The 24,813-nt window shown below is 51.0% G+C and carries 23 protein-coding genes, 1 tRNA gene and 1 pseudogene; 8 read left to right on the top strand and 17 right to left on the bottom strand.

From position 1 onward, the window contains the following. Position 1 precedes the first annotated feature (1 nt). The gene (locus SO058_RS02990; RefSeq protein ID WP_320841514.1) at positions 2-964 is read left to right on the top strand and encodes a transketolase family protein; all 963 of its coding nucleotides are present in this window, start codon (positions 2-4) and stop codon (positions 962-964) included. A gap of 49 nt (positions 965-1,013) precedes the next feature. Here the strand turns inward: SO058_RS02990 and SO058_RS02985 are convergent, their stop codons facing one another. Beyond that, positions 1,014-2,042: a tyrosine recombinase XerC gene (locus SO058_RS02985; protein WP_320841513.1), complete on the bottom strand. Its 1,029-nt coding sequence runs from the start codon at positions 2,040-2,042 to the stop codon at positions 1,014-1,016. A gap of 129 nt (positions 2,043-2,171) precedes the next feature. Between SO058_RS02985 and SO058_RS02980 the strand changes: the two genes are divergently transcribed. Then, positions 2,172-2,693: an O-acetyl-ADP-ribose deacetylase gene (locus tag SO058_RS02980; RefSeq protein ID WP_320841512.1), complete on the top strand. Its 522-nt coding sequence runs from the start codon at positions 2,172-2,174 to the stop codon at positions 2,691-2,693. After that, positions 2,686-3,684, top strand: a complete 999-nt coding sequence (locus SO058_RS02975) for a helix-turn-helix transcriptional regulator (RefSeq protein ID WP_320841511.1) — start codon at positions 2,686-2,688, stop codon at positions 3,682-3,684. Before SO058_RS02980 ends, SO058_RS02975 begins: the two co-directional genes overlap by 8 nt. Before the next feature lie 249 nt (positions 3,685-3,933). Here SO058_RS02975 and SO058_RS02970 read toward each other — a convergent pair whose 3' ends face one another. From SO058_RS02970 to metF, 3 genes are read right to left on the bottom strand one after another with little or no spacing between them, the layout of a single operon-like run. Beyond that, the gene (locus SO058_RS02970; protein WP_320841510.1) at positions 3,934-6,300 is read right to left on the bottom strand and encodes a homocysteine S-methyltransferase family protein; all 2,367 of its coding nucleotides are present in this window, start codon (positions 6,298-6,300) and stop codon (positions 3,934-3,936) included. A 3-nt stretch (positions 6,301-6,303) separates the two neighbouring features. Continuing rightward, positions 6,304-6,945, bottom strand: coding sequence for a vitamin B12 dependent-methionine synthase activation domain-containing protein (locus SO058_RS02965; RefSeq protein ID WP_320841509.1), 642 nt, complete (start codon positions 6,943-6,945; stop codon positions 6,304-6,306). Further along, positions 6,945-7,805: a methylenetetrahydrofolate reductase [NAD(P)H] gene (gene metF / locus SO058_RS02960; protein ID WP_320841508.1), complete on the bottom strand. Its 861-nt coding sequence runs from the start codon at positions 7,803-7,805 to the stop codon at positions 6,945-6,947. The genes SO058_RS02965 and metF overlap by 1 nt, the downstream gene beginning before the upstream one ends. A gap of 118 nt (positions 7,806-7,923) precedes the next feature. Between metF and SO058_RS02955 the strand changes: the two genes are divergently transcribed. Further along, the gene (locus SO058_RS02955; protein ID WP_320841507.1) at positions 7,924-8,832 is read left to right on the top strand and encodes a radical SAM protein; all 909 of its coding nucleotides are present in this window, start codon (positions 7,924-7,926) and stop codon (positions 8,830-8,832) included. After that, positions 8,829-9,632: a bifunctional hydroxymethylpyrimidine kinase/phosphomethylpyrimidine kinase gene (thiD, locus tag SO058_RS02950; RefSeq protein WP_320841506.1), complete on the top strand. Its 804-nt coding sequence runs from the start codon at positions 8,829-8,831 to the stop codon at positions 9,630-9,632. The genes SO058_RS02955 and thiD overlap by 4 nt, the downstream gene beginning before the upstream one ends. Positions 9,633-9,641: 9 nt before the next feature. Here the strand turns inward: thiD and SO058_RS02945 are convergent, their stop codons facing one another. The 6 genes from SO058_RS02945 to SO058_RS02920 all read right to left on the bottom strand — a co-directional run bounded on the left by SO058_RS02945 (position 9,642) and on the right by SO058_RS02920 (position 16,027). Then, positions 9,642-10,622, bottom strand: a complete 981-nt coding sequence (locus SO058_RS02945; protein WP_320841505.1) for a tRNA dihydrouridine synthase — start codon at positions 10,620-10,622, stop codon at positions 9,642-9,644. Beyond that, on the bottom strand, positions 10,619-11,680 hold the full coding sequence (gene pyrB, locus SO058_RS02940) for an aspartate carbamoyltransferase (protein ID WP_320841504.1): 1,062 nt from the start codon (positions 11,678-11,680) through the stop codon (positions 10,619-10,621). The genes SO058_RS02945 and pyrB overlap by 4 nt, the downstream gene beginning before the upstream one ends. A 67-nt stretch (positions 11,681-11,747) precedes the next feature. Beyond that, a complete protein-coding gene (locus tag SO058_RS02935; RefSeq protein ID WP_320841503.1) occupies positions 11,748-12,923 on the bottom strand; it encodes an ABC transporter permease in 1,176 nt (391 codons plus the stop codon). Further along, entirely contained in the window at positions 12,920-13,882 is a 963-nt protein-coding gene (locus SO058_RS02930; protein ID WP_320841502.1) for an efflux RND transporter periplasmic adaptor subunit, read from the bottom strand. The genes SO058_RS02935 and SO058_RS02930 overlap by 4 nt, the downstream gene beginning before the upstream one ends. A gap of 74 nt (positions 13,883-13,956) precedes the next feature. Next, positions 13,957-15,312 carry a DNA repair protein RadA gene (gene radA, locus SO058_RS02925; protein ID WP_320841501.1) on the bottom strand — a complete coding sequence of 452 codons (1,356 nt, stop codon included), beginning with the start codon at positions 15,310-15,312 and terminating at the stop codon, positions 13,957-13,959. Between the two features lie 10 nt (positions 15,313-15,322). Continuing rightward, the gene (locus tag SO058_RS02920; RefSeq protein WP_320841500.1) at positions 15,323-16,027 is read right to left on the bottom strand and encodes an N-acetylmuramoyl-L-alanine amidase; all 705 of its coding nucleotides are present in this window, start codon (positions 16,025-16,027) and stop codon (positions 15,323-15,325) included. A 147-nt stretch (positions 16,028-16,174) separates the two neighbouring features. Between SO058_RS02920 and SO058_RS02915 the strand changes: the two genes are divergently transcribed. Further along, positions 16,175-16,726, top strand: a complete 552-nt coding sequence (locus tag SO058_RS02915) for a cysteine hydrolase family protein (protein ID WP_320841499.1) — start codon at positions 16,175-16,177, stop codon at positions 16,724-16,726. A gap of 38 nt (positions 16,727-16,764) precedes the next feature. Here SO058_RS02915 and SO058_RS02910 read toward each other — a convergent pair whose 3' ends face one another. Further along, the gene (locus tag SO058_RS02910; RefSeq protein WP_320841498.1) at positions 16,765-17,652 is read right to left on the bottom strand and encodes a DegV family protein; all 888 of its coding nucleotides are present in this window, start codon (positions 17,650-17,652) and stop codon (positions 16,765-16,767) included. Between the two features lie 162 nt (positions 17,653-17,814). Here SO058_RS02910 and SO058_RS02905 point away from each other — a divergent pair, with 162 nt between their 5' ends. Together SO058_RS02905 and SO058_RS02900 are read left to right on the top strand one after the other, a co-directional pair. After that, on the top strand, positions 17,815-19,311 hold the full coding sequence (locus SO058_RS02905) for a PTS transporter subunit EIIC (protein ID WP_320841497.1): 1,497 nt from the start codon (positions 17,815-17,817) through the stop codon (positions 19,309-19,311). 1 nt (position 19,312) lies between these two features. Beyond that, positions 19,313-19,972, top strand: a complete 660-nt coding sequence (locus tag SO058_RS02900) for an N-acetylmannosamine-6-phosphate 2-epimerase (protein ID WP_320841496.1) — start codon at positions 19,313-19,315, stop codon at positions 19,970-19,972. Positions 19,973-20,660: 688 nt separating this feature from the next. Here SO058_RS02900 and SO058_RS02895 read toward each other — a convergent pair. The 6 genes and pseudogenes from SO058_RS02895 to SO058_RS02870 form a co-directional block, all read right to left on the bottom strand. After that, positions 20,661-20,737 (bottom strand) — tRNA-Pro (locus tag SO058_RS02895). Between the two features lie 70 nt (positions 20,738-20,807). Next, positions 20,808-21,626: a purine-nucleoside phosphorylase gene (locus tag SO058_RS02890; protein WP_320841495.1), complete on the bottom strand. Its 819-nt coding sequence runs from the start codon at positions 21,624-21,626 to the stop codon at positions 20,808-20,810. Positions 21,627-21,640: 14 nt separating this feature from the next. Next, positions 21,641-22,930 (bottom strand): amidohydrolase family protein, encoded by a 1,290-nt coding sequence (locus SO058_RS02885; RefSeq protein WP_320841494.1) that lies wholly within the window; start codon positions 22,928-22,930, stop codon positions 21,641-21,643. An 86-nt stretch (positions 22,931-23,016) separates the two neighbouring features. After that, a pseudogene (locus tag SO058_RS02880) lies at positions 23,017-23,301 on the bottom strand (sigma-70 family RNA polymerase sigma factor); the annotation flags it as partial. Between the two features lie 249 nt (positions 23,302-23,550). Next, positions 23,551-24,249 carry an RNA polymerase sporulation sigma factor SigE gene (sigE, locus tag SO058_RS02875; protein WP_320841493.1) on the bottom strand — a complete coding sequence of 233 codons (699 nt, stop codon included), beginning with the start codon at positions 24,247-24,249 and terminating at the stop codon, positions 23,551-23,553. A gap of 15 nt (positions 24,250-24,264) precedes the next feature. Continuing rightward, a partial coding sequence (locus tag SO058_RS02870) for a sigma-E processing peptidase SpoIIGA (protein ID WP_320841492.1) occupies positions 24,265-24,813 on the bottom strand: 549 nt, incomplete at its 5' end.

Raw genomic sequence — 24,813 nt, 5'->3', positions numbered from 1 at the left:
CATGTACAAAGTTGTAAAAGAGATTCGTCCCGAAGCGGTCGAAATGAGAAAGACTTTTGCGGATACTATGGATGAGCTTGCCGCGAAAGATGATGCCGTCGTATACTTTGACTGCGATGTCATCAATTCCATTGGAATGACCGACTTCGGCAAAAAATATCCGGATCGCTGCATCGACTGCGGCATTCAGGAAGCTAATATGATCGGCGTGGCTTCTGGCGCGTCAGCGCTCGGACTCAAGCCGTTCACACATACGTTCGGTCCGTTCGCGGCACGCCGTGTCATTGACCAGGTGTACATTTCTGCCGCTTATGCCAAGCTCAACATCCGCATGGTCGGTTCAGACGCTGGCGTAACCGCCTCCTATAACGGCGGCACGCACATGCCGATTGAGGATATGGGCCTTTTGCGCACGATCCCGGAAGTCACGCTGCTCGAGCCTACCGATTCTGTCATGCTGGCCGACCTGATGCGGCAGACCGCGGATATGCACGGTGTTTTCTATATCCGCATTACCCGTAAGGTGACCGACCAGATCTTTGAAGAGGGCTCCACCTTTGAAATCGGCAAGGCCGTTGAGCTGCGCGACGGCAGCGATCTGACCTTGATCACCTCCGGCTTCTCTACCTCTGATACGCTGAAAGCCGCCGACATTCTTGCCAAGGAAGGTATTTCAGCTAAGGTACTCAATATGTTTACTTGGAAACCGATCGACGCGGATGCCATTACCAAGGCTGCACAGCAGACCGGCGCAATCGTTACCGTTGAAAATCACAATATCATCAATGGCTTGGGTTCCGCTGTCTCTGAAGTTATCGGCGAGACTTGCCCGGTTCCGGTTAAGCGTATCGGCGTACCGGATGTCTTCGGTGAAGTCGGTTCCATCGACTACCTCAAGGATACATTCGGCATGAACGTTGATCACATTGTGGCTGCTGCCAAGGATATCCTCAAGCGTAAATAAGCCTATTTCACATAGGAAAGGCCCTGTGCACATCACGCACAGGGCCTTTTTATTGTTCTTCCCCGCTTTTGTGCGGCTTCACCATAGCTAGTGGGTTTTTTGCCGCGGCCTCGCGAATGCTTCGATCCTCGATATGCGTGTAGATCATCGTCGTATCCACACTGGTATGCCCGAGGATGCTCTGCAGCGTACGGATATCGACGCCGTTTTGATACATCAGCGTCGCCGCTGTATGACGCAATTTATGCGCAGAATACTTTTGCGTGTCCAATCCGGCCTGTCCCAAATATTTTTTGACCAACCACTTAACTGTCTGCACATTGATTCGGTTGCGATTACGGCTGATAAACAACGCATGCTTATCCTTTTCATGGGGCATGATGCGCTTGGGAAGATATGCCTCTAGCGCTGCCATACAAGCTTGGTTTAAGTAAATCGTGCGTTCCTTTCCGCCCTTTCCCAGTACGCGCACAGTATCTCCCTGAAAATCCGGCAAGTTGAGGCCGACCAATTCAGAAACGCGCATACCACAGTTAAGAAAGAAAGTCAGGATGCAGTAATCGCGCTCGGCATTTTCCCCTTCTACGGCCTCGAGCAGTCTGATGCTGTCGTCTGTCGTCAGATAAGTCGGCAGGCCGTGCCTTACTTTTGGAGACTCCAAATTACTGACTGGATTAACCTCCAGCAAATGCTGCTTATCCGTCAAATAGCGAAAGAAAGCTCGGATTGACGATACCTTGCGCGCACGGGAGTTGCTGCTCAGCCCATGGCCTGTTGTTAAGCTGTTTTGCTGTGTCGGCCGTTCTCCGGACATATATTCCAGATAGTCATAGGCATCGGACAGCGTAATCTCCCTGATAAACGGCAAATCGATATCATCAATTGGGATTTGCTCAATCGGCAGCTCTGCAGGAACCATTCCTTTATTATGTTTTAGTACGCGAAAAAACAAGCGTAAATCTAGATAGTATTCATGTGCGGTTTTTGCCGATTTGCCGCGGATTGTTGAAATATAAGTTAGAAAATCACGTAGCAGTCTCGGCGCGTCTGCCGCATAGACAGACATCGGCTTGTCCATTTCGTCGCTCCCTTTCGTCCCTACTGTTTCTACCATTATAACGCGGGTTAGTGCTGTCGTCAAACTTGCCTTTTTAACCAATAACGATTATACTGATCCCATAAATATCTCTTTAAGGAGGCGACAAGGATGGAACGCCTAAAAATTATACACGGTGATATTACTAAAATCCATGTAGATGCGATCGTCAATGCAGCAAATACCCGTCTGCTTGGCGGCGGTGGTGTCGATGGTGCGATTCACCGCTCGGCCGGTCCCGAACTTCTCGTCGAATGCCGAACGCTTGGAGGCTGTGAAACTGGAAAAGCTAAAATCACCAAGGCTTACCATCTTCCTTGTAATTATGTTATTCATACGCCCGGCCCTATCTGGCAAGGCGGCAGCGCAAATGAGGAGGAACTGCTTGCTTCCTGCTATCGTTCCTGTTTTGCACTTGCAGTAGAAAATGGTTGCCAGACTATCGCATTCCCCTCAATCAGCACCGGTGTCTATCGGTTCCCCGTTGATCGTGCAGCACGTATCGCGTTGAAAGTAATCTTGGATGTCCTACAAGAGCAGCCGCAGCTACAAGTGATAATGGTTTGCTTTGATGCTGCGACCAAAGCAGCATATGAACAAGCTCTTGCAGAAAGGATAAAGATAAATGGCTAAGAATTCAAATCAAAAACTGAAGTTATTGTATTTGTACCGTATCTTTCTGGAAAAGACCGATGAGGAGCATAAGCTCACCATGTCACAAATACTAAGCTCCTTATCGCACTATGGCATTGAGGCAGAACGGAAAAGCATTTATGACGACATTGCCGCATTACAAGATTACGGACTCGATATCGCGCTGCAGCGCGGCCGGAACGGCGGCTATTACATCGCCTCACGGGATTTTGAACTGCCCGAGCTAAAGCTCTTGGTAGATGCCGTTCAGTGTTCACGGTTTATAACGGAGAAAAAATCAAATGAACTGATCAAAAAAGTAGAAGCACTTGCAAGCGAGCCGCAAGCACGCGCGCTGCAAAGGCAGGTTTATATTTCCGGGCGTGTCAAAACCATGAACGAAAGTATTTATTATAACATTGACAAACTGCACACCGCCATTTCCTCAGGCAAAAAGATCACTTTTCGCTACTTTGAATGGGCGGTTGATTTTTCCGGAACAGAGCGGATCTGCAAACGCTTTCGCCGGGATGGCGGCAAATATACCGTTAGCCCATGGGCTTTAACATGGGATGATGAAAACTATTATCTGGTTGCGTACAATGGGGAATCCGATCAGATCCGCCACTACCGGGTGGACAAAATGGAGCATATTGCGCTAAGCGCCCAACAACGCGAGGGGCAAAAACATTTTCGGGAGCAGTTTAACGTTGCGGCTTACACGCGAAAGATGTTCGGCATGTTTTCCGGCGAGGAACGAACTGTACGGCTGCGCTGTGAAAATCGATTTATCGGCGTGATTCGCGACCGCTTCGGCAGCGATCTGATGCTGCAAAAACTGGATGAAGAGCATTTTGCGGTCAATGTTACCGTTGCGGTCAGCCCTCAATTCTTCTCGTGGATTTTTGGACTAGGTGGCGCTGTTCGTATTCTGGAGCCTGACGACGTTCGCTCTTCTTTCCAAAAACAATTACAGCACATGACAGAATAAGTCCGGTTTATCGGACTCTTTTCTTGGTATACTGGGCACAGATCAAGAAAGGAGCTTCAAAAATGAGCTATTCTATTGAGTACGTAAATGGTCATATCGAGGTTTATGATGAGCAAGGTCGTTTTTTGTTCTCCGCCGACAACAAGCAAGAGGCGCTGGATGAACTGCAAAACGCAGCATAATCTTCATGCGAAGCAAACATATAAGTGCAAAGCCTCCTATCGGGACTCCGAGCAGGAGGCTTTGCCTTTATCCTAAAACCTGTTGCGCACAATGCACAGTTGCCATTGCATCACGTGCATAGTAGTCCGCGCCGATGGTATCGGCGTATTCCTGTGTCAAAACTGCGCCGCCAACCACGATTATTGCGTCAGGCTTTCGTTCGTGCAGCAACCGGATCGTCGCTTCCATACTGACGACCGTGGTGGTCATCAACGCACTGAGACCAATTAGTCGGACATCGTGCACAAGCGCCGCGTCTACAATCACTTCGGGGGCAACATCCTTGCCCAGATCGATGACTTCATAGCCATAATTTTCGAGCAGCACTTTTACAATGTTTTTCCCAATATCGTGAATATCACCTTTGACGGTTGCCAAAATGACTTTTCCTCGTTTCTCCTGCGGCTGTCCTTTCATCGCATCCTTAACCACGTCAAAGGCTGCTTTGGCTGCCTCGGCACTCATCAGCAGCTGCGGAAGAAAAACTGTGCCTGCTTCAAAGCCTTTTCCGACCCGGTCGAGAGCTGGGATCAGTTCAGAATTCACAAGCTCAAGCGGTGCAATTGTTTTTAACGCGTTATATGCTGCCTCAGCGGCTCGTTCTCTCAAGCCGCGTTCAACGCTTTCTGACAAAGACAACGCTGGCTGGTCAGCCCCTGCCGAAGCCGCCGCCTGTTGCCCTCCATATGCCGCGATATAACCCGCACATTGCGCGTCCTGTCCTGATAACGCCAAAAACGTATGATACGACCGCATCATTGTCTCAGCATTCGGATTAATGATACCGCAGGATAGCCCGCATTGCAAAGCAAGCGTATAAAAGTTTGCATTAATAATCTCACGCTGCGGCAAGCCAAAGGATATATTGGATACGCCCAAAATCGTGTGTCCATGCAATTCGTTGCGGATACGGCGAAGGGTTTCAAGCGTCACCTGCGCTGAGGCATGGTCAGAGGAAATTGTCATAGCCAACGCATCAATGACAATATCATTCCTCGATATCCCATAAGATGCCGCCGTATCGTAAATCTTTTTCGCAATTCGCACTCGCCCTTCGGCAGTGCCCGGAATGCCATTCTCGTCCAGCGCCAGGCCGACCACAACGCCGCCGTATTTTTGAACGAGTGGAAAGACGGCTTCCATACTTTCTTTTTTACCGCTGACGGAGTTAATCATCGGTTTGCCGTTATAAATGCGCATGCCACGTTCCATTGCCCCGGTATCAGAAGTATCAATCTGGAGCGGCAAAGGCAGAATACTTTGCAGTTGTGTTATTACGCGCTCCATCATCGCTGCTTCATCGATCTCCGGCAAGCCGACGTTTACATCCAGAATATGCGCGCCCTTATCTTCTTGCATCAGACCTTCGGACAGAATATACTCAATATTTCCCTCACGCAGTGCTTGCTTAAATTTGCTTTTTCCAGTCGGATTGATGCGTTCTCCAATGATAATCGGAGCCTTTCCAATTTCAACTGCTTGAGAAAATGATGACACAACCGTACGGTGTTTAGGTTTTACGGCAGAAAACGGTTTCTCTTTGCATGTTTCAATCATCTTGCTGATATGGGTGGGCGTTGTGCCGCAGCATCCGCCCAGCACATGTACGCCCATATCGGCTATTTCCCCCATCAGTTCCGCAAACATGTCCGCATCCACATCAAAAACTGTTTTTCCATTTTCGCTGCGCGGCAGACCGGCATTGGGATTGACAATGATCGGCAAAGAACAAACCTCGGTAAGTTCCCGGACAATTGGCAACATCTGTCGAGGTCCCAATCCACAGTTGACACCCAAAGCGTCAACCCGCAACCCCTCCAGCAATGCGACCGTTGAGGAGATCGTGCCGCCTGTAAGCAGCTTCCCCTTTTCGTCAAAAATCACGGTAACGCATATTGGCAGGTCACAATTTTCTTTCGCGGCAAGCACTGCTGCCTTGGCCTCGTAGCTATCGCTCATAGTTTCAATCAGCACGAGATCGGCCCCTGCCGCAGCACCAATGCGGACTACCTCCCCAAATATCTCGACTGCGCGTTCAAACTCCAGATCCCCCATGGGCTGGAGGAGCCGGCCGGTCGGGCCAATATCGAGCGCGATATAGGCATCCGGCCTATTAGCCAGCTCACGCGCTTTTTTTCCATGCATTACCGCCTGCCCGACGATTTCATATAAATTATCAGGATATTTGAGCGCATTTGCTCCAAACGTATTGGTCGCTATGATATCACTGCCCGATTCCAGATAGGCTCGGTGAAGCGCAACGATTTGAGCCGGATGTGTCAAATTCCAAGTTTCCGGCAGCTCGCCCGCCTGAAGCCCTTGCTCCTGAAGAAGCGTACCTATACCACCGTCACAGAACAGCCATTCATTGCCCAGTCTTTTTAGGAATTCCATATTTTATCTCCTATATATACAGTCCATTTTCCCACAGGCTTCGCAGTCTTTCTGCTGGCAGTGCGTTAGTTTCTGAGACAAACCAATCACCGCAGTAACAGATTTAATCGGTACAAGCAGCATACTTTCCGTCACGGTAAGTCCAATTTTTCTCGGCGTATCGAGCAGCCGGCTGAAATCCCGCTGATGCATAATGGAAAAATCCCCATATCCCGGGCTGAACCGCGGTCGGCAGTATAGTCCCAACAGCTCTGCTTCTTTACGTACCGCTTCATTCACTTCATTGCAGTAAGCCTCAATCATTGCCGCAGCAGCAGCTTGATAGATGACCGCGTCGCTTATCCGAACGGCAGAAGCACGTGCGATCAGCCGATCTACGCCAAGCCCCAGCGTTGCTGCCATTAAATATACCTTTTCACAGCCTATAAGATTTTTCGATAGGTCTCTGCTATCAATCGACGCATCCGCAATCCATAATTTATCAGGCTCCAAGCACTCCAAATCAAACGCGCGATAAATAGACTTTGGCTCTGTTTGCTGCTCCAATGTATGGATACACTCATCAATCTTCTGCTCTACCACTTCATCCGGTGTCTGCGTCCGGTATCCCAAATAACGGAGTATTTCGCTTTTATCGACCTGCATTATCTCAAGATCTCCGATAAACTGGCTTGAATTCCCGCCGCGATCTCAGGCTTATTCATGGAGTACACATGGATATGGTTAACTCCATTTGCAATCAGGTCAATGATTTGTTCGGTCGCATAAATAACGCCCGCCTGTTTCATAGCAGAAGGATTTTGGCCGAAACGGTCAACGATTGCCTTAAAACGCTCAGGCAGATAAGTGCCCGACATGGACAGAATACGTTTAATTTGCTTAACATTTGTCACCGGCATGATGCCGGCCACGACCGGCACCGTAATTCCTTGTTCCCGAATACGGTATAAAAAATTATAGAGGATATTGTTATCAAAAAACATCTGTGTGGTCAAAAATTCACAGCCCGCATCGATCTTTGTTTTTAAATGCCGGATATCCTCGCTTTTATTTGCCGCTTCCACATGTCCCTCGGGATAGCACGCACCGCCGACGCAAAAGTCCCCCTGCGCCTTGATGTCGCGTACCAGCTCTGCGGCATAATGGTAATCGTGCGCCACCTCGCCATCCGCAGGGATATCCCCGCGAAGCGCCAACACATTTTCCACGCCGTGTGCGCGCAGCTTGTCCAGCATATTGCGGACGTGTTCTTTTGTAGAGGATACGCAGGTCAAATGTGCAAGTGTTTCCACGCCATATTGTTCATGCAGCCCAGCAGCAATACCAACTGTGTGCTCACTGGTTCCGCCGCCCGCGCCATAAGTCACGCTCATAAAATCCGGGCGAAGCGCCGCAATTTCACGTGTCGCTGCGGCGACCGCTTGATAACTATCACTTGTCTTCGGCGGAAACACTTCAAAAGACAGGGTCACTTTATCCTGTCGCAAAATATCAATGATCTTCATATTGGTCTCCCCTTGGTGAAAATTCGTAATGGTATCAGTATAGCATATCAGCGCAGGAAAATCACTTCCTTTTCCGACAAAGAAGCTATATAATTAACTTATATCGGAGGGATGATTTTTGATAAATCTACTAAGCGCCTGCCGCCTGTGTCCGCGTGCCTGCGAAGTGGACCGTACAAACGGCGTTCTTGGCTTTTGCGGTGCAGACGATCATGTTTATGCGGCGCGTGCAGCGCTTCACATGTGGGAGGAACCGCCGCTATCCGGAGAAAAGGGTTCTGGCACCGTCTTTTTTTCTCATTGCTCTCTTGGCTGCGTCTATTGCCAGAACCGGGCGGTCAGCCGTCGGAAGGCCGCTGGAAAACCGCTTTCACGTCATGCGCTGGCGGATACCTTTTTATCGCTGCAAAAACAAGGCGCGCACAACATCAACCTTGTGACCGGAGCGCATTATGTGCCGCAGATCATTGAAGCCCTCGATCTTGCCAAACAGCTCGGTCTGACCATCCCCATTGTGTATAATTCGAGCGGTTACGAATGTGTGGAGACCCTGCGGTTGCTCGAACCATATGTGGACATTTATCTGCCGGATTACAAATATTATAGTAGCTATTACGCTGCGCGCTATTCCAATGCTCCGGATTACCGTGAGATCGCCGTCAATGCGATCACCGAAATGGTTCGGCAGAGCGGTGCTCCGCAATACGGTGCGGACGGTATGCTGACGCGCGGTACGATCGTGCGGCATCTGATGCTCCCCGGCCTCGCGGGCGATACTGCTCAGGTGCTCCGTGATATCGCATTGCGTTTTGGTCAGAACGTACTGGTCAGCCTGATGCAGCAGTACACGCCGTTTGACATGCAGCGATTTCCCGAATTGGACCGGACGATCACCGCCGAAGAATACCAAGAGGCCTGTTCTTTATTTTCCCAGTTCGGCTTGGCTGGTTTTTTTCAGGATGGAGGAGCCATCAGCGAAAGTTTTATTCCCGCTTTTGACGGCACTGGATTGGAGGGAGTCTTTTGAAAACCGTACTCAGCATTGCAGGTTCTGACTGCTCGGGCGGCGCAGGAATTCAAGCAGACCTGAAAACCATTGCAGCGCACAAACTATATGGCATGAGTGTTATCACCGCGCTGACCGCACAGAATACGACCGGTGTTTTCGGCGTTGAGCCGACGCCTGCCGCTTTCGTTGCCCGACAGATTGACTGCGTTTTCGAGGACATCGTTCCCGATGCTGTCAAGCTGGGGATGCTGGTCTCCTGTGAAACGATTAAAGCAGTAACTGAACGGCTGCGTTTTTATCACGCTAAAAATATCGTGCTTGACCCGGTCATGCTTTCTACTAGTGGCCATCCCTTGCTTGCATCTGATGCCATGCAGGCTTTGACAGAGCAGCTTTTCCCTCTCGCATCAGTCATCACTCCCAATCTTGCAGAAGCCTCTGCGCTGAGCAGAGAATCCATTTCCTCAAAAAGCGATATGGAACGTGCTGCCCATCAGTTAGCCCAGACGTTTCGCAGCGGTATTCTGTTAAAAGGCGGGCACCTGTTCGACTGCGCTGATGATCTGCTGCTGTATCATGGAAAAGCATATTGGTATCACGCTGAACGAATTGATAATCCTAATACCCACGGTACGGGCTGTACTTTATCTTCAGCGATCGCCTGCCGTCTTGCACAGGGGTATGAACTGCCGCAGGCTGTCTCGCTCGCCAAATCTTATTTAACTGCAGCGCTTCGCGCCGGGCTAAATCTTGGTCATGGAAACGGACCGCTGTGTCATCAAATCCCGATTGAAGAACAAGCCTTTCACGAAATGTGAAAGGCTTGTTTATATATCCTCCGCGGGACGGAACCAACCGGGAACCGCGTTTTCCCGCAGCGGTAAATCCTGATAAATCGCTGCCATTGCAGCTTCAAAATCGCGTGGATCGGACGTTTTCCTGAGATTTTTACCGTATTTTTCGTTGTTATCAAACAAATTGATATGATAAAACCAAATTTCTTTCATGCGCAGCATCGCATTTCGTTTGTTTCCAAACGCTTCTGTATACTGCTCATATATGCTCTTGTGAAATGCATATAGGGTATTCCGGTCCGCAGCCGGCTTTCCCTGTGCCCGTGCCGCCAGAGATGGGTCGGCAATCAGTCCGCGGCCAAGCATGACCGATCCGACAGTGGGAAACTCATTCGCTAATTGCGTGATATCGGCTTCCGTTACCAAGTCTCCATTGTAACATATAGGATTTTTACTTTGTGCAAAAGCATCCACAAACACATGCTTTCGCACAGCGCCTTTATAAAAGTCCTTTTGTAATCGGGGATGAATCGTCAGTTCTGCAATTGGATACCGATTGTAAACCAGCATTAGCCGTGAGAACTCCGATACCTTATGGATACCCACCCGCGTTTTGACCGAAATCGGAACCCTGACCGAAGAAAACACCTTCTCAAAGAAGCGATCCAGCCCTTCCGGATCAGCCAGAAAACCGGCACCTTTCCCTTTAGATACCACTGTTCCGGACGGACAGCCCAAATTTAAATTGACTTCCCGGTATCCCATCTGTTCCAGTTCGTTTGCCGCCCAGATAAAATCCTCTGCATTTTTGGTCATTAGCTGCGGCAACGCAGGCACAGCCACATTCTGTGCCGGAGCGATATCCCGCAGTTGGCGCGGCGTGAAATGCCGATGCGGGCTGGGCGATACGAACGGCATATAATATTTATCGATCCCGCCAAAAAACTGGTAGTGCGCGTTCCGATAGATGTATCCGGTTACACCCTCCATAGGCGCAAAATAAAGCTGCATCATAACTTCAATTCCAGCAGTGCATCGCAATACGGGCACAAGTTGCCTACCGAGCCGCTCAACGGCAAATATGGCTCGGTTTTCGTTATGCATTTATGATTCGAGCATTGAATGCCCGCCGAGCCAATCGGCTGATGGCCTGCTCGTTCAAACGGCAGTTTGGACAGCGTGAGCAACAACGCCATCCGGCCAAACATGCCAAACCGCGCCTGCCGGAAATATACGGCGCGTGGGTCGTCGTCCACATCCTGCGAGATTTCGTCCACACGCGGCAACGGATGCAGCACGAGCATATCCTTTTTGGCGCGTTTCATTTTTTCAGCAGTGAGTTGGTAGTTTCCCTCTAGATTTTCATACTCCTTGACTGTTGAAAAACGTTCCCGCTGGATCCGCGTCATATACAGAACATCAAGTTCAGGCAGCGCCTCATCAATGCTGTTTACCTCGCAGTATGGCATATTATGCGTCTTTAAAAAAGAGGTCATATACGAGGGAAGCTTGAGCGCATCCGGTGCAATTAGGTAAATCTGCACGTCCCGGTAGCGCTCCAGAAAATGCAGCAAGGAATGTACCGTGCGGCCATATTTTAGGTCGCCGCACAGGCCGATCTTCATATGGTCTGCACTTCCCCGCAGCCGCAGAATCGTGACCATATCGGTCAGCGTCTGCGTCGGGTGCAAATGGCCGCCGTCGCCGGCATTGATGACCGGAACCGAAGAATACAGCGAAGCCGCCTTGGCCGCCCCCTCGCGCGGATTACGCATGACAATTAGGTCAGCATAGCTTGATACCATGCTGATGGTATCCTTTAACGTCTCCCCCTTGGCCGTGGAAGACGAATTCGGGTCTGAAAAGCCGACTACACTGCCGCCTAACCGCATCATCGCGGTAGAAAAGGATAGATTTGTCCGGGTAGACGGCTCGTAAAACAAGCTGCCCAATACCTTGCCGCGGCAGGCGTCCGTATATCCCTCCGGTCGGTCAATGATGTTGGTGGTTAGCTTATATAAATCAGAAAACTCTGTGTCGGTCAGGTCGGCGAGATCAATGATATGGCGCATGACAAAATCCGTCCTTTTTCTGTCTTTTTCTTTATATTCTAGCACAGAGCACTGCGAATGAAAAGTCTTATTTGCGCATGGCATCGACCGGAGACAAACGGGCGGCGCGTATCGCTGGCAACAATCCAGCCACCGCCCCGCATGCGACGGACATGGTAAGCAGCGCTGCGGTAAGCAGTCCGTCCGGCGGCAGGACGGACGCGCCAAACCACAAAATCGCTCCCGAAAGAATCAGACCAGCAATCCCCCCTAAACCGCACAAAAGGACTGACTGCGTTAAAAACAGCCGCAGAATATCCCCACGCTTTGCGCCAAGCGCCAAAAACACACCGATCTCCCCCGTTTTCTCATGTGTAGCGGCGAGCATACTGCAAAGCACGCCGATCAGCGCGACGCACAGCGTTACTGCGCCGACTGCCAAAAACAGCCATGTGCAGAGCTGCGCCATCTCCCGTACGGTCTCGATCATGCCACTCATATTCTGGACGCGCACCGTGCCGCCAAGTTGTTTGCGGTCGGTCAAATACCGTTCTACCTGCTGACCCACAGCACTTGACGCCGTATCCGGCGCACACTGTACAAACACTTGATCGGCATTCTCCTCAGGTGTTGCCAGACATGCATATGGGATATAGACCAAATGCGGGGCAAACGCACTGAGCGTCCCGCCAAGCGCGTCTGTTTGCGCATGGACGACGCCAGCGACCGTAAAATATTGATCCTGTCCATCCATACGCAGGCGCAAAGTACGGCCGACGATATTCTCTCGTCCATACAATTCTTTGGCCAACACATCATCCACAACCGCAACCGGCGTTCCGAAGTCAGCTTGCTGGACACTCAGCAATGTTCCGGCCAGCTGTTTCAGATGCATCACCTCGCCCAGCTTTTCATCTACGCCGAGAAATACGGCATTGACGCTGCCGCTTCCCGCGTGCACGCTCCCCGTCTTAGCCTTTATTGCCATGGCATGTGATACCTGAGGCAAGTCTTTCTCCAGTGCATTCACCGTCTGGACAGAGAGCGGATTCCCGCCATTATAGCCGTCCAAATAAACGGTCAGACCGCTGACTCCAAGCGTTTGCAAGCTGACCTCGACCTGCGTCTGTCCAAATAGCCCCAATGCTGCGATAAGCATCAGCGCCCCGGCTCCCACCGCGACCGACAAGGCGCACAGCACGGTACGAAGCGGGTTTTCCCGCAAATTTGACAACGCGAGACGAAAACAATCCGATGTTTTCATGCCGCCGCCACCCGGTCTCCATTGTCCAATTCCGCCGGTGGAGACAATATTACTAAACTGCCCGGTGTCAACCCATCCACGATCTCGGTAGCTTTTTCAAGCAGGTAACCAGTCGTCACAGCTCGTTTGCATGCCGCGCCATTTTCAACCGTGTAAACGTATTCCTGCTCACCCTGCTGGCAGACGGCCGTATATGGGACGATAACGGAATCCGGGTGATAATCGGTGAATATTTTGGCCGATACTGAATACCCTGGCTTCAGCCCCGCAGTTGTGCCGCGCAGCCGCAGCACGGCCTCCACCTCTGCGGAGCCGCTTTGCCCGGTCAGGCTGACCGATCGCACCGCTACCGGCGCAACCGAACGTACCGCAGCCGAATAGGTCTGTTCGCCCACTGCGGACGCTGTCACATTGGCGCGCTGGCCCTGCTTGATCGTATCTGCATACATCTCCGGCACCCGGACACGGATCTGCAGGTGGCTGAGATCCGCTATCCGGGCGCACGGCACATTGGCATAGACAGTCTGCCCTGCCTGCGGCAAAGTGAGCGCTGTCCCATCCGACACAGCGTATACAACGCCCTGCTCGTCTTCATCTGCTTGTTTTTCGGTATCTCCCGATGTAACGGCGCTGAAAGCCTGCTGCAGCCCGGTCAGGTCAACGCTGGACGCTGTCTCGGCGCTGCCTGCCAAGGAGAAGAGCGGCTCACCGCTCTGCACGACATCACCGATCTGCGCAAACACCTCGGTCACCTCGGCCGTCCGTGCAGAGCTGACGGCCACGCTTTCCGCCGCTTCAACCGTGCCCGGCACCGAGATGCTGTTATAAATATCCTGTGAAACCGCCTGTGCGGTCTCTACCGTCAACGGCTCTGGCGCACGTGCTGACCACGCCCAAGCCAGCATACAAGATAATACCAATGCCGTTCCTGCCAATACGATACGCGCTTGTTTTTCCATAAAAAACCGACCTCCTGCCGCAAACTGAAATTAGTTTGCAGCAAGAGGTTGGAAATACTCATGGAAATTTCGGGTCATAGCACCGCTTGGATCGCTTCCCCCACAGAATTTACACGAACGATATTCATTTGTTTGGGAATACCGTCGCCCACATCTTGCTTTGGCATGATGCATGTATGGAATCCCAGCCGATATGCCTCATTGATGCGCTGTGCCGCGTTCGAAACCGCGCGCAGCTCGCCTGTCAGCCCGATTTCCCCAAAGCTCATCACGCCTTCCGGAAGCGGCTTGTCTCGAAAACTGGAAGCGATCGCTAGCACCATAGGCAGGTCGACCGCTGGTTCGTCCAACCGCATGCCGCCGACTACATTCACATATGCGTCTGAAGAGGATAAAAACAGCCCCGCACGTTTTTCCAGAATAGCAAGCAACAGCACCATTCGGTTATAATCGACACCCGCGGCTGTGCGGCGCGGTACGCCAAACTGCGTTTTTGCAACCAGCGCCTGCACCTCTGCTAATATGGGACGGCTGCCCTCCATTACACAGGCGATGCAGTTCCCAGAAGCGCCGGTCGGATGGCCGGCGAGCATTGCCGCCGACGGATTCTGCACTTCCAGCAGGCCGTGGTCACTCATTTCAAATACGCCGATCTCGTTAGTCGAGCCATACCGGTTTTTAGCTGCGCGGAGGCAGCGGAACGGGCCTGTTTTCTCCCCCTCAAAATACAAGACACAGTCCACCATATGCTCCAAAATCTTGGGGCCGGCCAACGTCCCTTCTTTGTTGACATGACCCACAATAAAAATCGTCACATTCTTATTTTTGGCATACTGCATCAGGCTCATAGCACATTCCTTGATCTGCGTCGACCCACCGGGTGCAGTCGTCAAGTCGCGCTTATAAACGGTTTGAATAGAATCGACGATCAAAACGTCAGGCGACAGCAACTCGGTTTCCGCAATGATCTGCTCCATATCCGTTTCCGCGAGAACAAACAGACTGGGAGAGGAAATCTCAAGCCGCGCCGCGCGCAGTTTGATCTGCCGCAGCGATTCCTCTCCAGAAACATAAAGCACCTTTGCGCCTTTACACATTTCCTGGCACATTTGCAGCAGCAGTGTACTTTTGCCAATACCCGGTTCGCCTCCCACCAGCACGAACGAACCATGCACCGCGCCGCCGCCAAGCACACGATCTAACTCGCCAATGCCTGAATAGAATCGGCTTTCGTCGCTCGACTGTATCTCGCTCAGCAATGTCGGCCGCGAATCCCCGCGAGAAAAGCTGGCCACGCCCCGCGTCGTCGTTTCTGGCTGCACTTTAAATTCGCTCATGGTATTCCATGCGCCGCAGCTTGGGCACTTACCATACCATTTGGGGCTTTCATAGCCGCACTCGCTGCACAAATAGACCGTCTTTTGTTTCATACTTCCTCCGTCAGACGCCGCTTTCATATTGCAGATATCCGCTGGTAATGCACACGGCGAGTTTTTTATGATACTCCGCATCTGCCAATCGCGCTTCTTCCGCCGGATTTGACAAAAAGCCGCATTCCACGATCACTGCAGGGCAATCGAGCTTTTTCATTAGATATATTGTGGATTCTGCCTGTTTAGCCTGCCGGTGATTATCCGGATCGGCCCCTGCAATCAAATCGTTTTGCAGCAGCTCGGCAAGCGCCCGGCTGCCCGCGTGGTTGGGCGAATAAAACACCTGAGCTCCATGATACTGCGGATCTCCAAACTTGTTCAAATGGATGCTGATAAAAACCGGGTTTGGCGTATCCCGTACGATCTGTTCGCGCGCTTTAATATCCGTAATTTTATTATCCCGCACCGACTTTCCCTCGTTATAGCCCAGCGCGTCGCCGCTTTCGCGCGTCATTACCGTGCGCACACCAAAAAATCCGGCCAACGACTGCACGCGCTGTGCAATGGATAAATTGATGTCCTGTTCGGTCGTCCCGGTCGCGCCAATCGCGCCGCCGTCAAAGCCGCCGTGTCCAGCATCGATGACCAGCGTGCGTTCAGCACCGGCAGACGCAAGCGTCCGCACCGCGCGTCCCCCGCGGCACACCAGCAGTGATATCACCGCTATTAAAAGCAGGCCGCAGAGCAGCCGTTTGCCCAGTTCCTTATCCATCGCGCGCACCTCCTGCGTTTTCAGCGTATGCTTGGAGCGCGCGCGCCATGCCTTTATTATATCCTTGTTTACCGTACCATGCAATAAATTCATTGTTTACAGCGCAAAATCATGATACACTGAAAAAAACGGAAGGAGCATATCACCATGCCCAAACTGCTTGCGGTTATCGACTATCAAAATGACTTTGTTACCGGCTCGCTCGGCTTTAAAGGCGCCGCTGAAATTGACGGCGGCATTGCGCGGCTCGCCCAAGGATATCTGGCGCAGGGAGATCATGTACTGTTCACTTATGACACGCATGATGATACCTATCTGGAAACGCGCGAGGGCCGCGCGCTGCCTATTCCCCACTGCAATCCCAATAACGACGGCTGGCGGCTGTACGGAAAAACGCAGGAGCTATGCTGTGAAACCTGCGCGACCCACCAAATCCATACGGTATCCAAGCATACGTTCGGTATGCCTCCCTTCGAGCTCGACCGTTTGGGCCAAATTCTACCGGATTTGAAAGAAATCCTGGTTGTTGGCGTGGTTACGAATATGTGTGTGCTTTCCAACGCGGTGCTGATGCAGGCACAATGGCCCGAGGCGGAAATCACCGTTGACGCAGCGCTCTGCCGCGCCTTTGACCCTGTGCTGCATGAAAAAGCGCTCGACATCCTGCAAAGTTTGCAAATGAATGTGATAAACCGATGACAAAACGCCGTCTCTCAAAGACGGCGTTTTCTATTCTTTTAATCAGTCCTTGGATCGCCCCAGAAGAACAAGGCAACCGTGCCTGGGCCTGTGTGTGCACCAATTACAGTGCCGATGCTGTTGATCTGCACTTTGCCATTGAGTTTTGGAAAATGCGCCTCAATCATATCCGCGACCGCACGTGCATCCTCCATGCAGGCAGATTCTGAGAGAAAACATTTTTCGCTGTATTGCAAGCCGTTCGCCGCGTGCTGTTCCATCATCTTGACCATTTCCTGCATGACCTGTTTTTTTCCACGAATCTTTTTCCGCGGAATCAGGCGGCCTTCTTTGTTCATATTGAGCAACGGACAAATACCCAGCAGCGTCCCTACCATGCCGGATGTTTTTGATATACGACCTCCGCGAATATAGCTTGTCAGATCGGTTGAGAAAAACCAATGGTGCAGACGAAGCTTGTTTTGCTGAAGCCACTGGTAAAGCTCGTCCAGCGGCATACCACTATCCCGTTTGTCGCAGGCGGCATCCACCAAAAGCCCGTATCCTGAGGAAGCACCAAGTGAATCCACAACATACAGCTTGCGTTCGGGATAACGCTCCAACAAATCGTCCCGTGCAATACAAGCCGACGTATAAGTGCCCGAAATACCGCTCGATAGCGTCAGGTGCAGAATATCCTTTCCCTGCTGCAAAATCGGTTCAAACAGCGCGACGTATTCCTCAACATTTACCTGAGAAGTCGTTGGGGAAGCGCCTGCCGCTATCTTCGCATAAAACTCTGGAAATGAAATGGACTGGCCCAAATCATCAAGATAATCCCGGCCGTCTAACTGAACATGAAAACACGCAAACTGCACATTTTTGGCACGGAAAATTTCTTCGGGCAAATCGGCAGTTGTGCAACAGGTAATACAGTAATTCGTCATACGTTTCCCCTTTCCAAAACCGCTATATTTAATATTTTTTATATTATATCACATTTAAACCGATCGGTCTATGTTGCGTAAACATGCGTGCCGCTAATTGATGTAATAATTTTGGCTCCGTTGGACAAACTTGCAAATATCAAGTTAAACGGAGGAAACCCTATGTTTAAGCAACTACAAAAGCTTGGAAAGGCCTTTATGCTGCCAATCGCCATATTGCCGGCAGCAGGTCTCTTGCTTGGCATCGGCGGCGCGCTGTCTAATCCAAATACGATTGGCGCGTTTCCCTTTCTTAATCACTTTGCCCTGCAAGCAATTTTTCGTATCATGTCTGCTGCGGGTAACGCTGTTTTCAGTAATCTGGCGCTGATCATCTGTATCGGTCTTGGCGTTGGCCTTGCGACACGCGATAAGGGTACGGTTGGCCTTGCAGCAGCCGTCTCTTTTCTGGTCATGAATGCGACCATCGCCATGATGCTGGATATTTTCCATCCCGGCGCGGACGCAATCGACACTGGTGTTGTTGGTTCCATTGTGATTGCACTAATTGTAACATTTTTTCATAAGCGCTACCATAATATCCAGCTGCCTGCGTTTCTTGGTTTCTTTGGCGGCTCACGGTTTATTCCCATCATTTCCTCGTTCGCCGCTATCTTTGTTGGAATGCTGTTTTTCCTTATCTGGCCGCCGTTCCAATCAGCCTTAATTGCGCTTGGCGGCGTTATTTCCAAGCTTGGCGTTGTTGGTACGTTTCTTTATGGGTTCCTGCTTCGCTTAACCGGCGCAGTCGGGCTGCACCATATGGTCTATCCCCTGTTTTGGTATACTGAACTGGGCGGCGTTGAAACCGTTGCGGGACAGACAATTGTCGGCGCGCAAAATATCTTTTTTGCCGAACTCGCCGATCCGGCACACGTGGGACTATTCACACACGGCACGCGTTTTTTTGCCGGACGGTTTGCCACGATGATGTTCGGCCTACCCGCTGCCTGCCTCGCCATGTATCACTGTGTGCCCAAAGAACGACGCAGACTCGTTTATGGCTTGTTTCTCAGTGCTGCGCTGACCTCTTTCCTGACAGGCATCACCGAACCGATCGAGTTCATGTTTTTGTTTATTGCTCCGTGGCTTTATGTGGTTCATGCCCTGCTTGACGGCTTGTCTTTCCTCGTGGCAGATCTGCTCGCAATCCGCATTGGCAACACGTTCTCTGGCGGCCTGATCGATTTTACGCTTTTTGGTATTCTTCAAGGCAATGCGCGGACAAATTGGCTGCTTGTCATTCCTATCGGCATTATTTGGGCAGTTGTTTATTATCTGCTGTTCCGCCTGTTGATTACAAAATTTCATGTTCCCACGCCCGGCCGCGAAGAGAATGAAGAAGATGTTCCTGAAATATCAGCCAAGGATTCTCTTGCCGACACTGCCGCCGCTGTGCTGGACGCGCTTGGCGGACGCGAAAACATTGAAGATGTCGATGCTTGTATCACGCGTCTTCGTGTTGCTGTAAAGGATGTCGGACAAGTTGACAAGGATGCGCTCAAAGGCCTAGGGGCAGCGGCCGTACTTGAGGTCAAGGGTGGTATACAAGCTGTATGGGGCGCCAAAGCAGATCTGATTCGTCAAAAAATCCATGAAATTCTCGGGGAGGTCGGATAATATGGCATGCTCTCTGCCTCGTGGCTTGATCGTTTCCTGCCAGGCTCTGGATAATGAGCCTTTGCACAGCTCTTTTATCATGGGGCGTATGGCGCTTGCTGCCCAGCAGGGCGGCGCAGTAGGTATCCGCGCCAACAGCACAGAGGATATTGCGGAGATCCGTCGTATTGTGCCGCTACCAATCATAGGCATCATAAAAAAAGAATATCCCGGCATGATCCCGTATATCACGCCGACCCATACGGAGATCCAGGCGCTGATTGATGCAGGAACAGACATTATTGCGCTTGACGCAACGATTGACCAAGATGAGGAGTTTCTGGCATCATTGAAAACGAGGTATCCTGATACTGCTTTCATGGCGGACATTTCCACAAAGGACGAAGGGCTTCGCGCAGACCGGATGGGCTTTGATTATATCGGAACTACTTTAATCGGCTATACAAAACAATCTAAAACAGTAGATAAATTCCAGGTCTTGCAGATGTTGATCAATCAATGTAAGCATCCGGTTATAGCGGAAGGCAACTTTAGCACGCCGGAGCAAGCGGCCAAAGCAATACACCTCGGTGCACATGCCGTTGTCGTTGGCAGTGCGATCACACGACCCCAAGTGATCACACGCAATTTCTGCACCGCAGTCAGCGCGGCCTTACGCTAATAGCAAAGCCTTTCAGTATCAGCTATTCGTGCTTTCTTTACTATATCCCAACCTTACAACTGAGATACAACCGGCCCCATCCAAACGCGCTCAAGATGCCAGCGCCGGCAAGTGTGCCGACTGTGGGACAGGTATTTGCTAATCCTGCATAGATCTGCGCGAAGTTGTTCCGGGTCTTCTGGCACGCCTTTGGCCGTAATCATGCAGCTGATACATTCATCCGCACGGTCGAGCATAGCAACAAGCACATCCTGTGCCGTTTCTGTCACCCGGCACCTGCCATTTACCAATTGTGAGAGAATGATGCTGACCGCGCCGGCAAACACACTCAACAAGCGTTTGGACAATTACGTGAGTGCGACGGGTGAAATGAGCATCAAAAATAGATAAGACAGAATATAAGGAAAATATAAGTGGCTGACATATTCATTAGTAATCGCATAAAGGAGCGCAAAGTTTACTGGAACTGCCAATAATGGTGGGGCGTTATACACAAAGCACGCCTGCAGCCATAAGAAATAGAACGGCTGTCTGAATGCATAAATGCCGCACCGGAGCAGCCGTTAAATCCCATACCATAGAAGCAGTCATCATTATGGTAAAAATAACGCCTACACTGCTCCTTCTCTTATCCCATTCATAAATCAAAAAAGCAAAAGACCGTCAACAAGGTTGACGGTCTTTTAAGTGGTCGAGGTGACAGGATTTGAACCTGCGGCCTCTTCGTCCCGAACGAAGCGCTCTACCAAGCTGAGCCACACCTCGATAACCCGTGACAGCTTTATTATTATATCGAATATCTGAGGTGTTGTCAACTATTTTTTCCAATGAAAATTTAAAACGCGATCGAACTGATCCAAGCAGTCATGAATTGGCGAAACGCTTTTCCTTTCTGCTCAGCAATCTCATTGACTTCTGCACCGGACAGCGGTTTCATAAGCACGCCCGCTGCCATATTTGTAATCATTGCGACCGCGGCGAGCGGGAGTCCACAGTGCGCCGCTGCAATTACTTCAAAGACCGTAGACATGCCGACTGCATCCGCTCCTAGGGTACGAAACGCGCGAATTTCCGCTGGTGTTTCAAACTGTGGGCCATTGACGCCACAATAAACGCCGCGCTGCAGTTTCACGCCGCTCTGCTCTGCCACCTGAAGTGCCGTCTTGCGCAGTTCGGGGCAATACGCGAACGTCATATCCGGAAAACGTGTACCCAGAGCATCGTCGTTTATTCCGGTCAGTGGGCTTTGCCCCGTCATGTTAATATGATCCTCAATAAGCATCAAATCCCCGACAGCAAAATCTGTATTGATTCCGCCGGATGCATTAGTCAGCAGCAGTGCGCGGACGCCCAGTTCTTTCAGCACATACACAGGATAAGCGATTTCTGCAGGCGTATGCCCTTCATATCCATGCAGGCGTCCCTGCATACACAATACCGTTTTACCTGCAAGCTGCCCGCAAACCAATTGGCCCGCATGATCGGGCGCAGTCGATTGTTTGAAATGCGGAATCATTCCATAAGGAATGTATACCGCATCTTGAAGTTCCTCTGCCAGTGGGCCGAGGCCTGAACCAAGCACCAAGCCAATTTCAGGCTGACGCAAAAACTGCTTACGCAAAAACGTTGCGGATTCTAAGATCTGTTGACGCATTTTCTCACGCTCCTTTAAAGCGATGTCAGAATCTCTTGTGTCCCCTGCTGGGCTTCATATTTCACGCGCTCAATATCCAATGTTAAATATTCGCCGTCACGGTACAGCACTTTGCCGTCCACCATTGTCAGCCGTATATCGGTTCCCTGCGCGGCATATACCACATTGCAGGCCGCATCTGTCATCGGTGTGAACTGCGGCGTATCCACATCAAGCACACAAAGATCAGCGCGGCATCCCACCTTAAGCAATCCACTGTCTTTACGTCCCTGACTGCACGCACCAGCCCGCGTCGCCGCGTACAAAGCCTCCTGCGGCGTAATCAATGTACTATCATGATAATACCCTTTATAAGCAATCGCAAACAGATATAGGTCTTTTAAAATATTCAAATTGTTATTGGAGGCCGCGCCGTCAGTACCCAGTGCGACAGCAATCCCCTGCCGCATCATCTCCGGTACATTTGCATAGCCTGAGGCCAGTTTTAGATTGCTGGCAGGACAGCAGGCAACTGTAACACCATGCCGCTTTAAAATATCGAAATCTCCATCCTCAAGCCAAACGCAATGCGCCGCTGTTGTCGGCACGTCAAACACGCCATGTGATTCCATATACGCAGCCGGCGTTAATCCGTAGCGCTGTTTGCATGCCTCGTGCTCAGCCTGTGTTTCTGACAGGTGGATATGCATACGCAGGCCGTATTCCTTTGCCTGCGCAGCCACCGCGTCGACAATCTTGGGGGTTGAGGTGTATTCTCCATGAATGCACAAATCGACTTGCAATTTCCCCTCGCCAGCATTATGGTAGTTACCGATCAAATCCATATTGTCCCGGTATGCCGGAAGCTGCTCATCATAGGCACTATCGTCAAAAACCGTCAAGCCGCGGCTTAAGTTGCATTTGATGCCGCTTTCCAAAACCGCCTTTGCCATCGCTTGGCACTCAAAATACATATCGGTAAATGAAACCGTGCCGCACTGCAGCATTTCGGCAATTGCCAGCTGCGTGCCGTAATACACGTACTTTGCAGTCAGCTGATCTTCAAAGGGAAACACTTTCTCGTTCAGCCACCGGTCAAGGGGCAGGTTTTCTGCATAGCCGCGCAGCATCGTCATCGGTGCATGGCTATGGACGTTATAAAATCCGGGAAGCAACAGACGATGCCTGCCGTCATAGCGTTCACCGTAATCGGCTGACGGTTCTGTGCTGCCGATATATTCAATGGTGTCATTCCGCACGCCAACATATTGTCCGCGTTTCCAGTTCAAATGCTCATCCAGCAGGTCAATATTGCAAAAAAGCATACGTTTCTCCTCTTTTACGGCCTTATGTAGATTTGGGTCTGCGATTTCTTTCAATGTGACGGAGGATTTCCCCAACGACCGTTCGTCGGCACGGCATAGGTGGAAAAACGCACGCCTAAATCAACATTAAAATTGTCAATCGATTTCATCAATCCGATGCAACCGACCTGAAACAGATCGTCCGGAGATTCGCCGCGACCGTGAAAACGCTGGATGACCGAAAGCACCAGCCGTAGGTTCCCTTGTATCAGTTCATCCCGCGCGGCCTTGTCCCCAGCTTTGACCCGGCGCAGCAATGCGTCAGTCTGTTTGGCAGTCAACACGGTCAGGCCCGATGTGTTGACGCCGCAAATCTCGACCTTGGTTTGCATGGAAAAACCCTCCTGTCTCTCTGTAAGCAAGTGCTTCACTATGAGGATTTTCCCCCGCGTGGCAATCGAATATACTGCCAAAATATTTTGCCAGCCGCCCGATTCCGACAGGCTTTTTCTGTTTCATATGCTTAGCTGGGAGCGGCGGTATAAAAAAGCAATTTCAGATCGGATAACTTTATTTTACTCCATTTTATGCCTAGGCGCAAGCAAAACGAAAGCGGCTGACTTTCGGCAGCCGCTTTCATTTCAAACCCATTTTAAAATATCCTTTCGCATTCGTGCGATGATCCGTTTTTCCAATCTGGAAATATAGCTTTGTGAGATCCCAAGCAAGTCGGCAACCTCTTTTTGCGTCAGCGGTTCAGCACGCCCAATTCCAAACCGCAGCGAGATAATTTGCTTTTCCCGTTCAGGCAAGCGTTCGAGCGCACGCAAAAGCAATGCACGATCCACATCATCCTCAAGCGGCCGCAATACGCTGTCTGGTTCCGTTCCAAGTATATCGGAAAGCAAAAGTTCATTCCCATCCCAGTCGGACGAAAGCGGTTCATCAAAAGAAATCTCTGTCCGTTGATTTCCAATCTTACGAAGATACATCAATATTTCATTTTCAATGCAACGAGAGGCATATGTCGCAAGCTTGACGTTTTTATCGCTTTTATAAGTTCCTACCGCTTTAATCAGCCCTATAGTGCCAATGGAAATCAAGTCCTCGGTTCCAACACCGCTGGATTCAAATTTTCTTGCTAAAAAGACGACCAGACGCAGGTTATGCTCGATCAGCGTGTTTCTCGCATGTTCATTTCCTGACTGACAGGCCGCCACCTGTTTGGCTTCCTCTTCCGTCGAAAGCGGCGGCGGCAGCACTTCGCTGCCGCCGATATAATACACCGTTCTGCGCCTTTTAATCCATAATAGCAGACGTTTCAACCATTCTTTCAGCATGAATATGTCTCCTTTTCACACGCCAATAAGCCCCTCATAATCACCCTGCCCTACTTCTTCCGGACTGACCGCAAGCACGCAGTCGACCGCCGTTCCATCTTCCCTGCGCACTTCGTCAGGGCGGAAATACAGCAGCATTCCACCATCTGTACCGACAGCGCGGTATGGCAAAAGCCCAAATCTCGCCGCTTGTTCGGGCGGCAGTTGTGCTAGACAGGAGGCGGCGCTCTCGCCGGTCAGCCCTTCGAGCACCCGGCTGTCAAGCAACCGCGCGGCAGCAGTACGCCCAAGAACGACCGCCGCTCTTCCTGAAAGCGGTTCTACCAAATCGTTTCCATTGTCGCGCAATACGCTAATACGCGCCGTGCGTTTCCCAAACTGTACTTTCAGTGTTTCAACTTCACGGCGCACCGCGCCATGTGCAGCGTCTCCACGCAGCAGCATACCGCTAAGCGCATATCCGGCAGCGGCGGCCAAAAGCAGCGCCCGCACTGTAACAGCAAAGTAATATCCTGCCCCAAGCAGAAACTGCCGCCCAGTTAACGGACCAAGTGCGGCAGCCAT

Origin of the sequence: Agathobaculum sp. (assembly GCF_034098985.1) — a bacterium.
In the GTDB taxonomy this organism is placed as follows: Bacteria; Bacillota; Clostridia; order Oscillospirales; family Butyricicoccaceae; genus Agathobaculum.
This window is presented reverse-complemented; position numbering and strand designations above follow the sequence as displayed.

Coding starts and splice junctions, on each gene's coding strand:
- SO058_RS02990 (WP_320841514.1), top strand. CDS start 2: ATGTACAAAGTTGTAAAAGAGATTCGTCCCGAAGCGGTCGAAATGAGA.
- SO058_RS02985 (WP_320841513.1), bottom strand. CDS start 2,042: ATGGACAAGCCGATGTCTGTCTATGCGGCAGACGCGCCGAGACTGCTA.
- SO058_RS02980 (WP_320841512.1), top strand. CDS start 2,172: ATGGAACGCCTAAAAATTATACACGGTGATATTACTAAAATCCATGTA.
- SO058_RS02975 (WP_320841511.1), top strand. CDS start 2,686: ATGGCTAAGAATTCAAATCAAAAACTGAAGTTATTGTATTTGTACCGT.
- SO058_RS02970 (WP_320841510.1), bottom strand. CDS start 6,300: ATGGAATTCCTAAAAAGACTGGGCAATGAATGGCTGTTCTGTGACGGT.
- SO058_RS02965 (WP_320841509.1), bottom strand. CDS start 6,945: ATGCAGGTCGATAAAAGCGAAATACTCCGTTATTTGGGATACCGGACG.
- metF (WP_320841508.1), bottom strand. CDS start 7,805: ATGAAGATCATTGATATTTTGCGACAGGATAAAGTGACCCTGTCTTTT.
- SO058_RS02945 (WP_320841505.1), bottom strand. CDS start 10,622: ATGATGCAGCTTTATTTTGCGCCTATGGAGGGTGTAACCGGATACATC.
- pyrB (WP_320841504.1), bottom strand. CDS start 11,680: ATGCGCCATATCATTGATCTCGCCGACCTGACCGACACAGAGTTTTCT.
- SO058_RS02935 (WP_320841503.1), bottom strand. CDS start 12,923: ATGAAAACATCGGATTGTTTTCGTCTCGCGTTGTCAAATTTGCGGGAA.
- SO058_RS02930 (WP_320841502.1), bottom strand. CDS start 13,882: ATGGAAAAACAAGCGCGTATCGTATTGGCAGGAACGGCATTGGTATTA.
- radA (WP_320841501.1), bottom strand. CDS start 15,312: ATGAAACAAAAGACGGTCTATTTGTGCAGCGAGTGCGGCTATGAAAGC.
- SO058_RS02920 (WP_320841500.1), bottom strand. CDS start 16,027: ATGGATAAGGAACTGGGCAAACGGCTGCTCTGCGGCCTGCTTTTAATA.
- SO058_RS02915 (WP_320841499.1), top strand. CDS start 16,175: ATGCCCAAACTGCTTGCGGTTATCGACTATCAAAATGACTTTGTTACC.
- SO058_RS02910 (WP_320841498.1), bottom strand. CDS start 17,652: ATGACGAATTACTGTATTACCTGTTGCACAACTGCCGATTTGCCCGAA.
- SO058_RS02905 (WP_320841497.1), top strand. CDS start 17,815: ATGTTTAAGCAACTACAAAAGCTTGGAAAGGCCTTTATGCTGCCAATC.
- SO058_RS02900 (WP_320841496.1), top strand. CDS start 19,313: ATGGCATGCTCTCTGCCTCGTGGCTTGATCGTTTCCTGCCAGGCTCTG.
- SO058_RS02890 (WP_320841495.1), bottom strand. CDS start 21,626: ATGCGTCAACAGATCTTAGAATCCGCAACGTTTTTGCGTAAGCAGTTT.
- SO058_RS02885 (WP_320841494.1), bottom strand. CDS start 22,930: ATGCTTTTTTGCAATATTGACCTGCTGGATGAGCATTTGAACTGGAAA.
- sigE (WP_320841493.1), bottom strand. CDS start 24,249: ATGCTGAAAGAATGGTTGAAACGTCTGCTATTATGGATTAAAAGGCGC.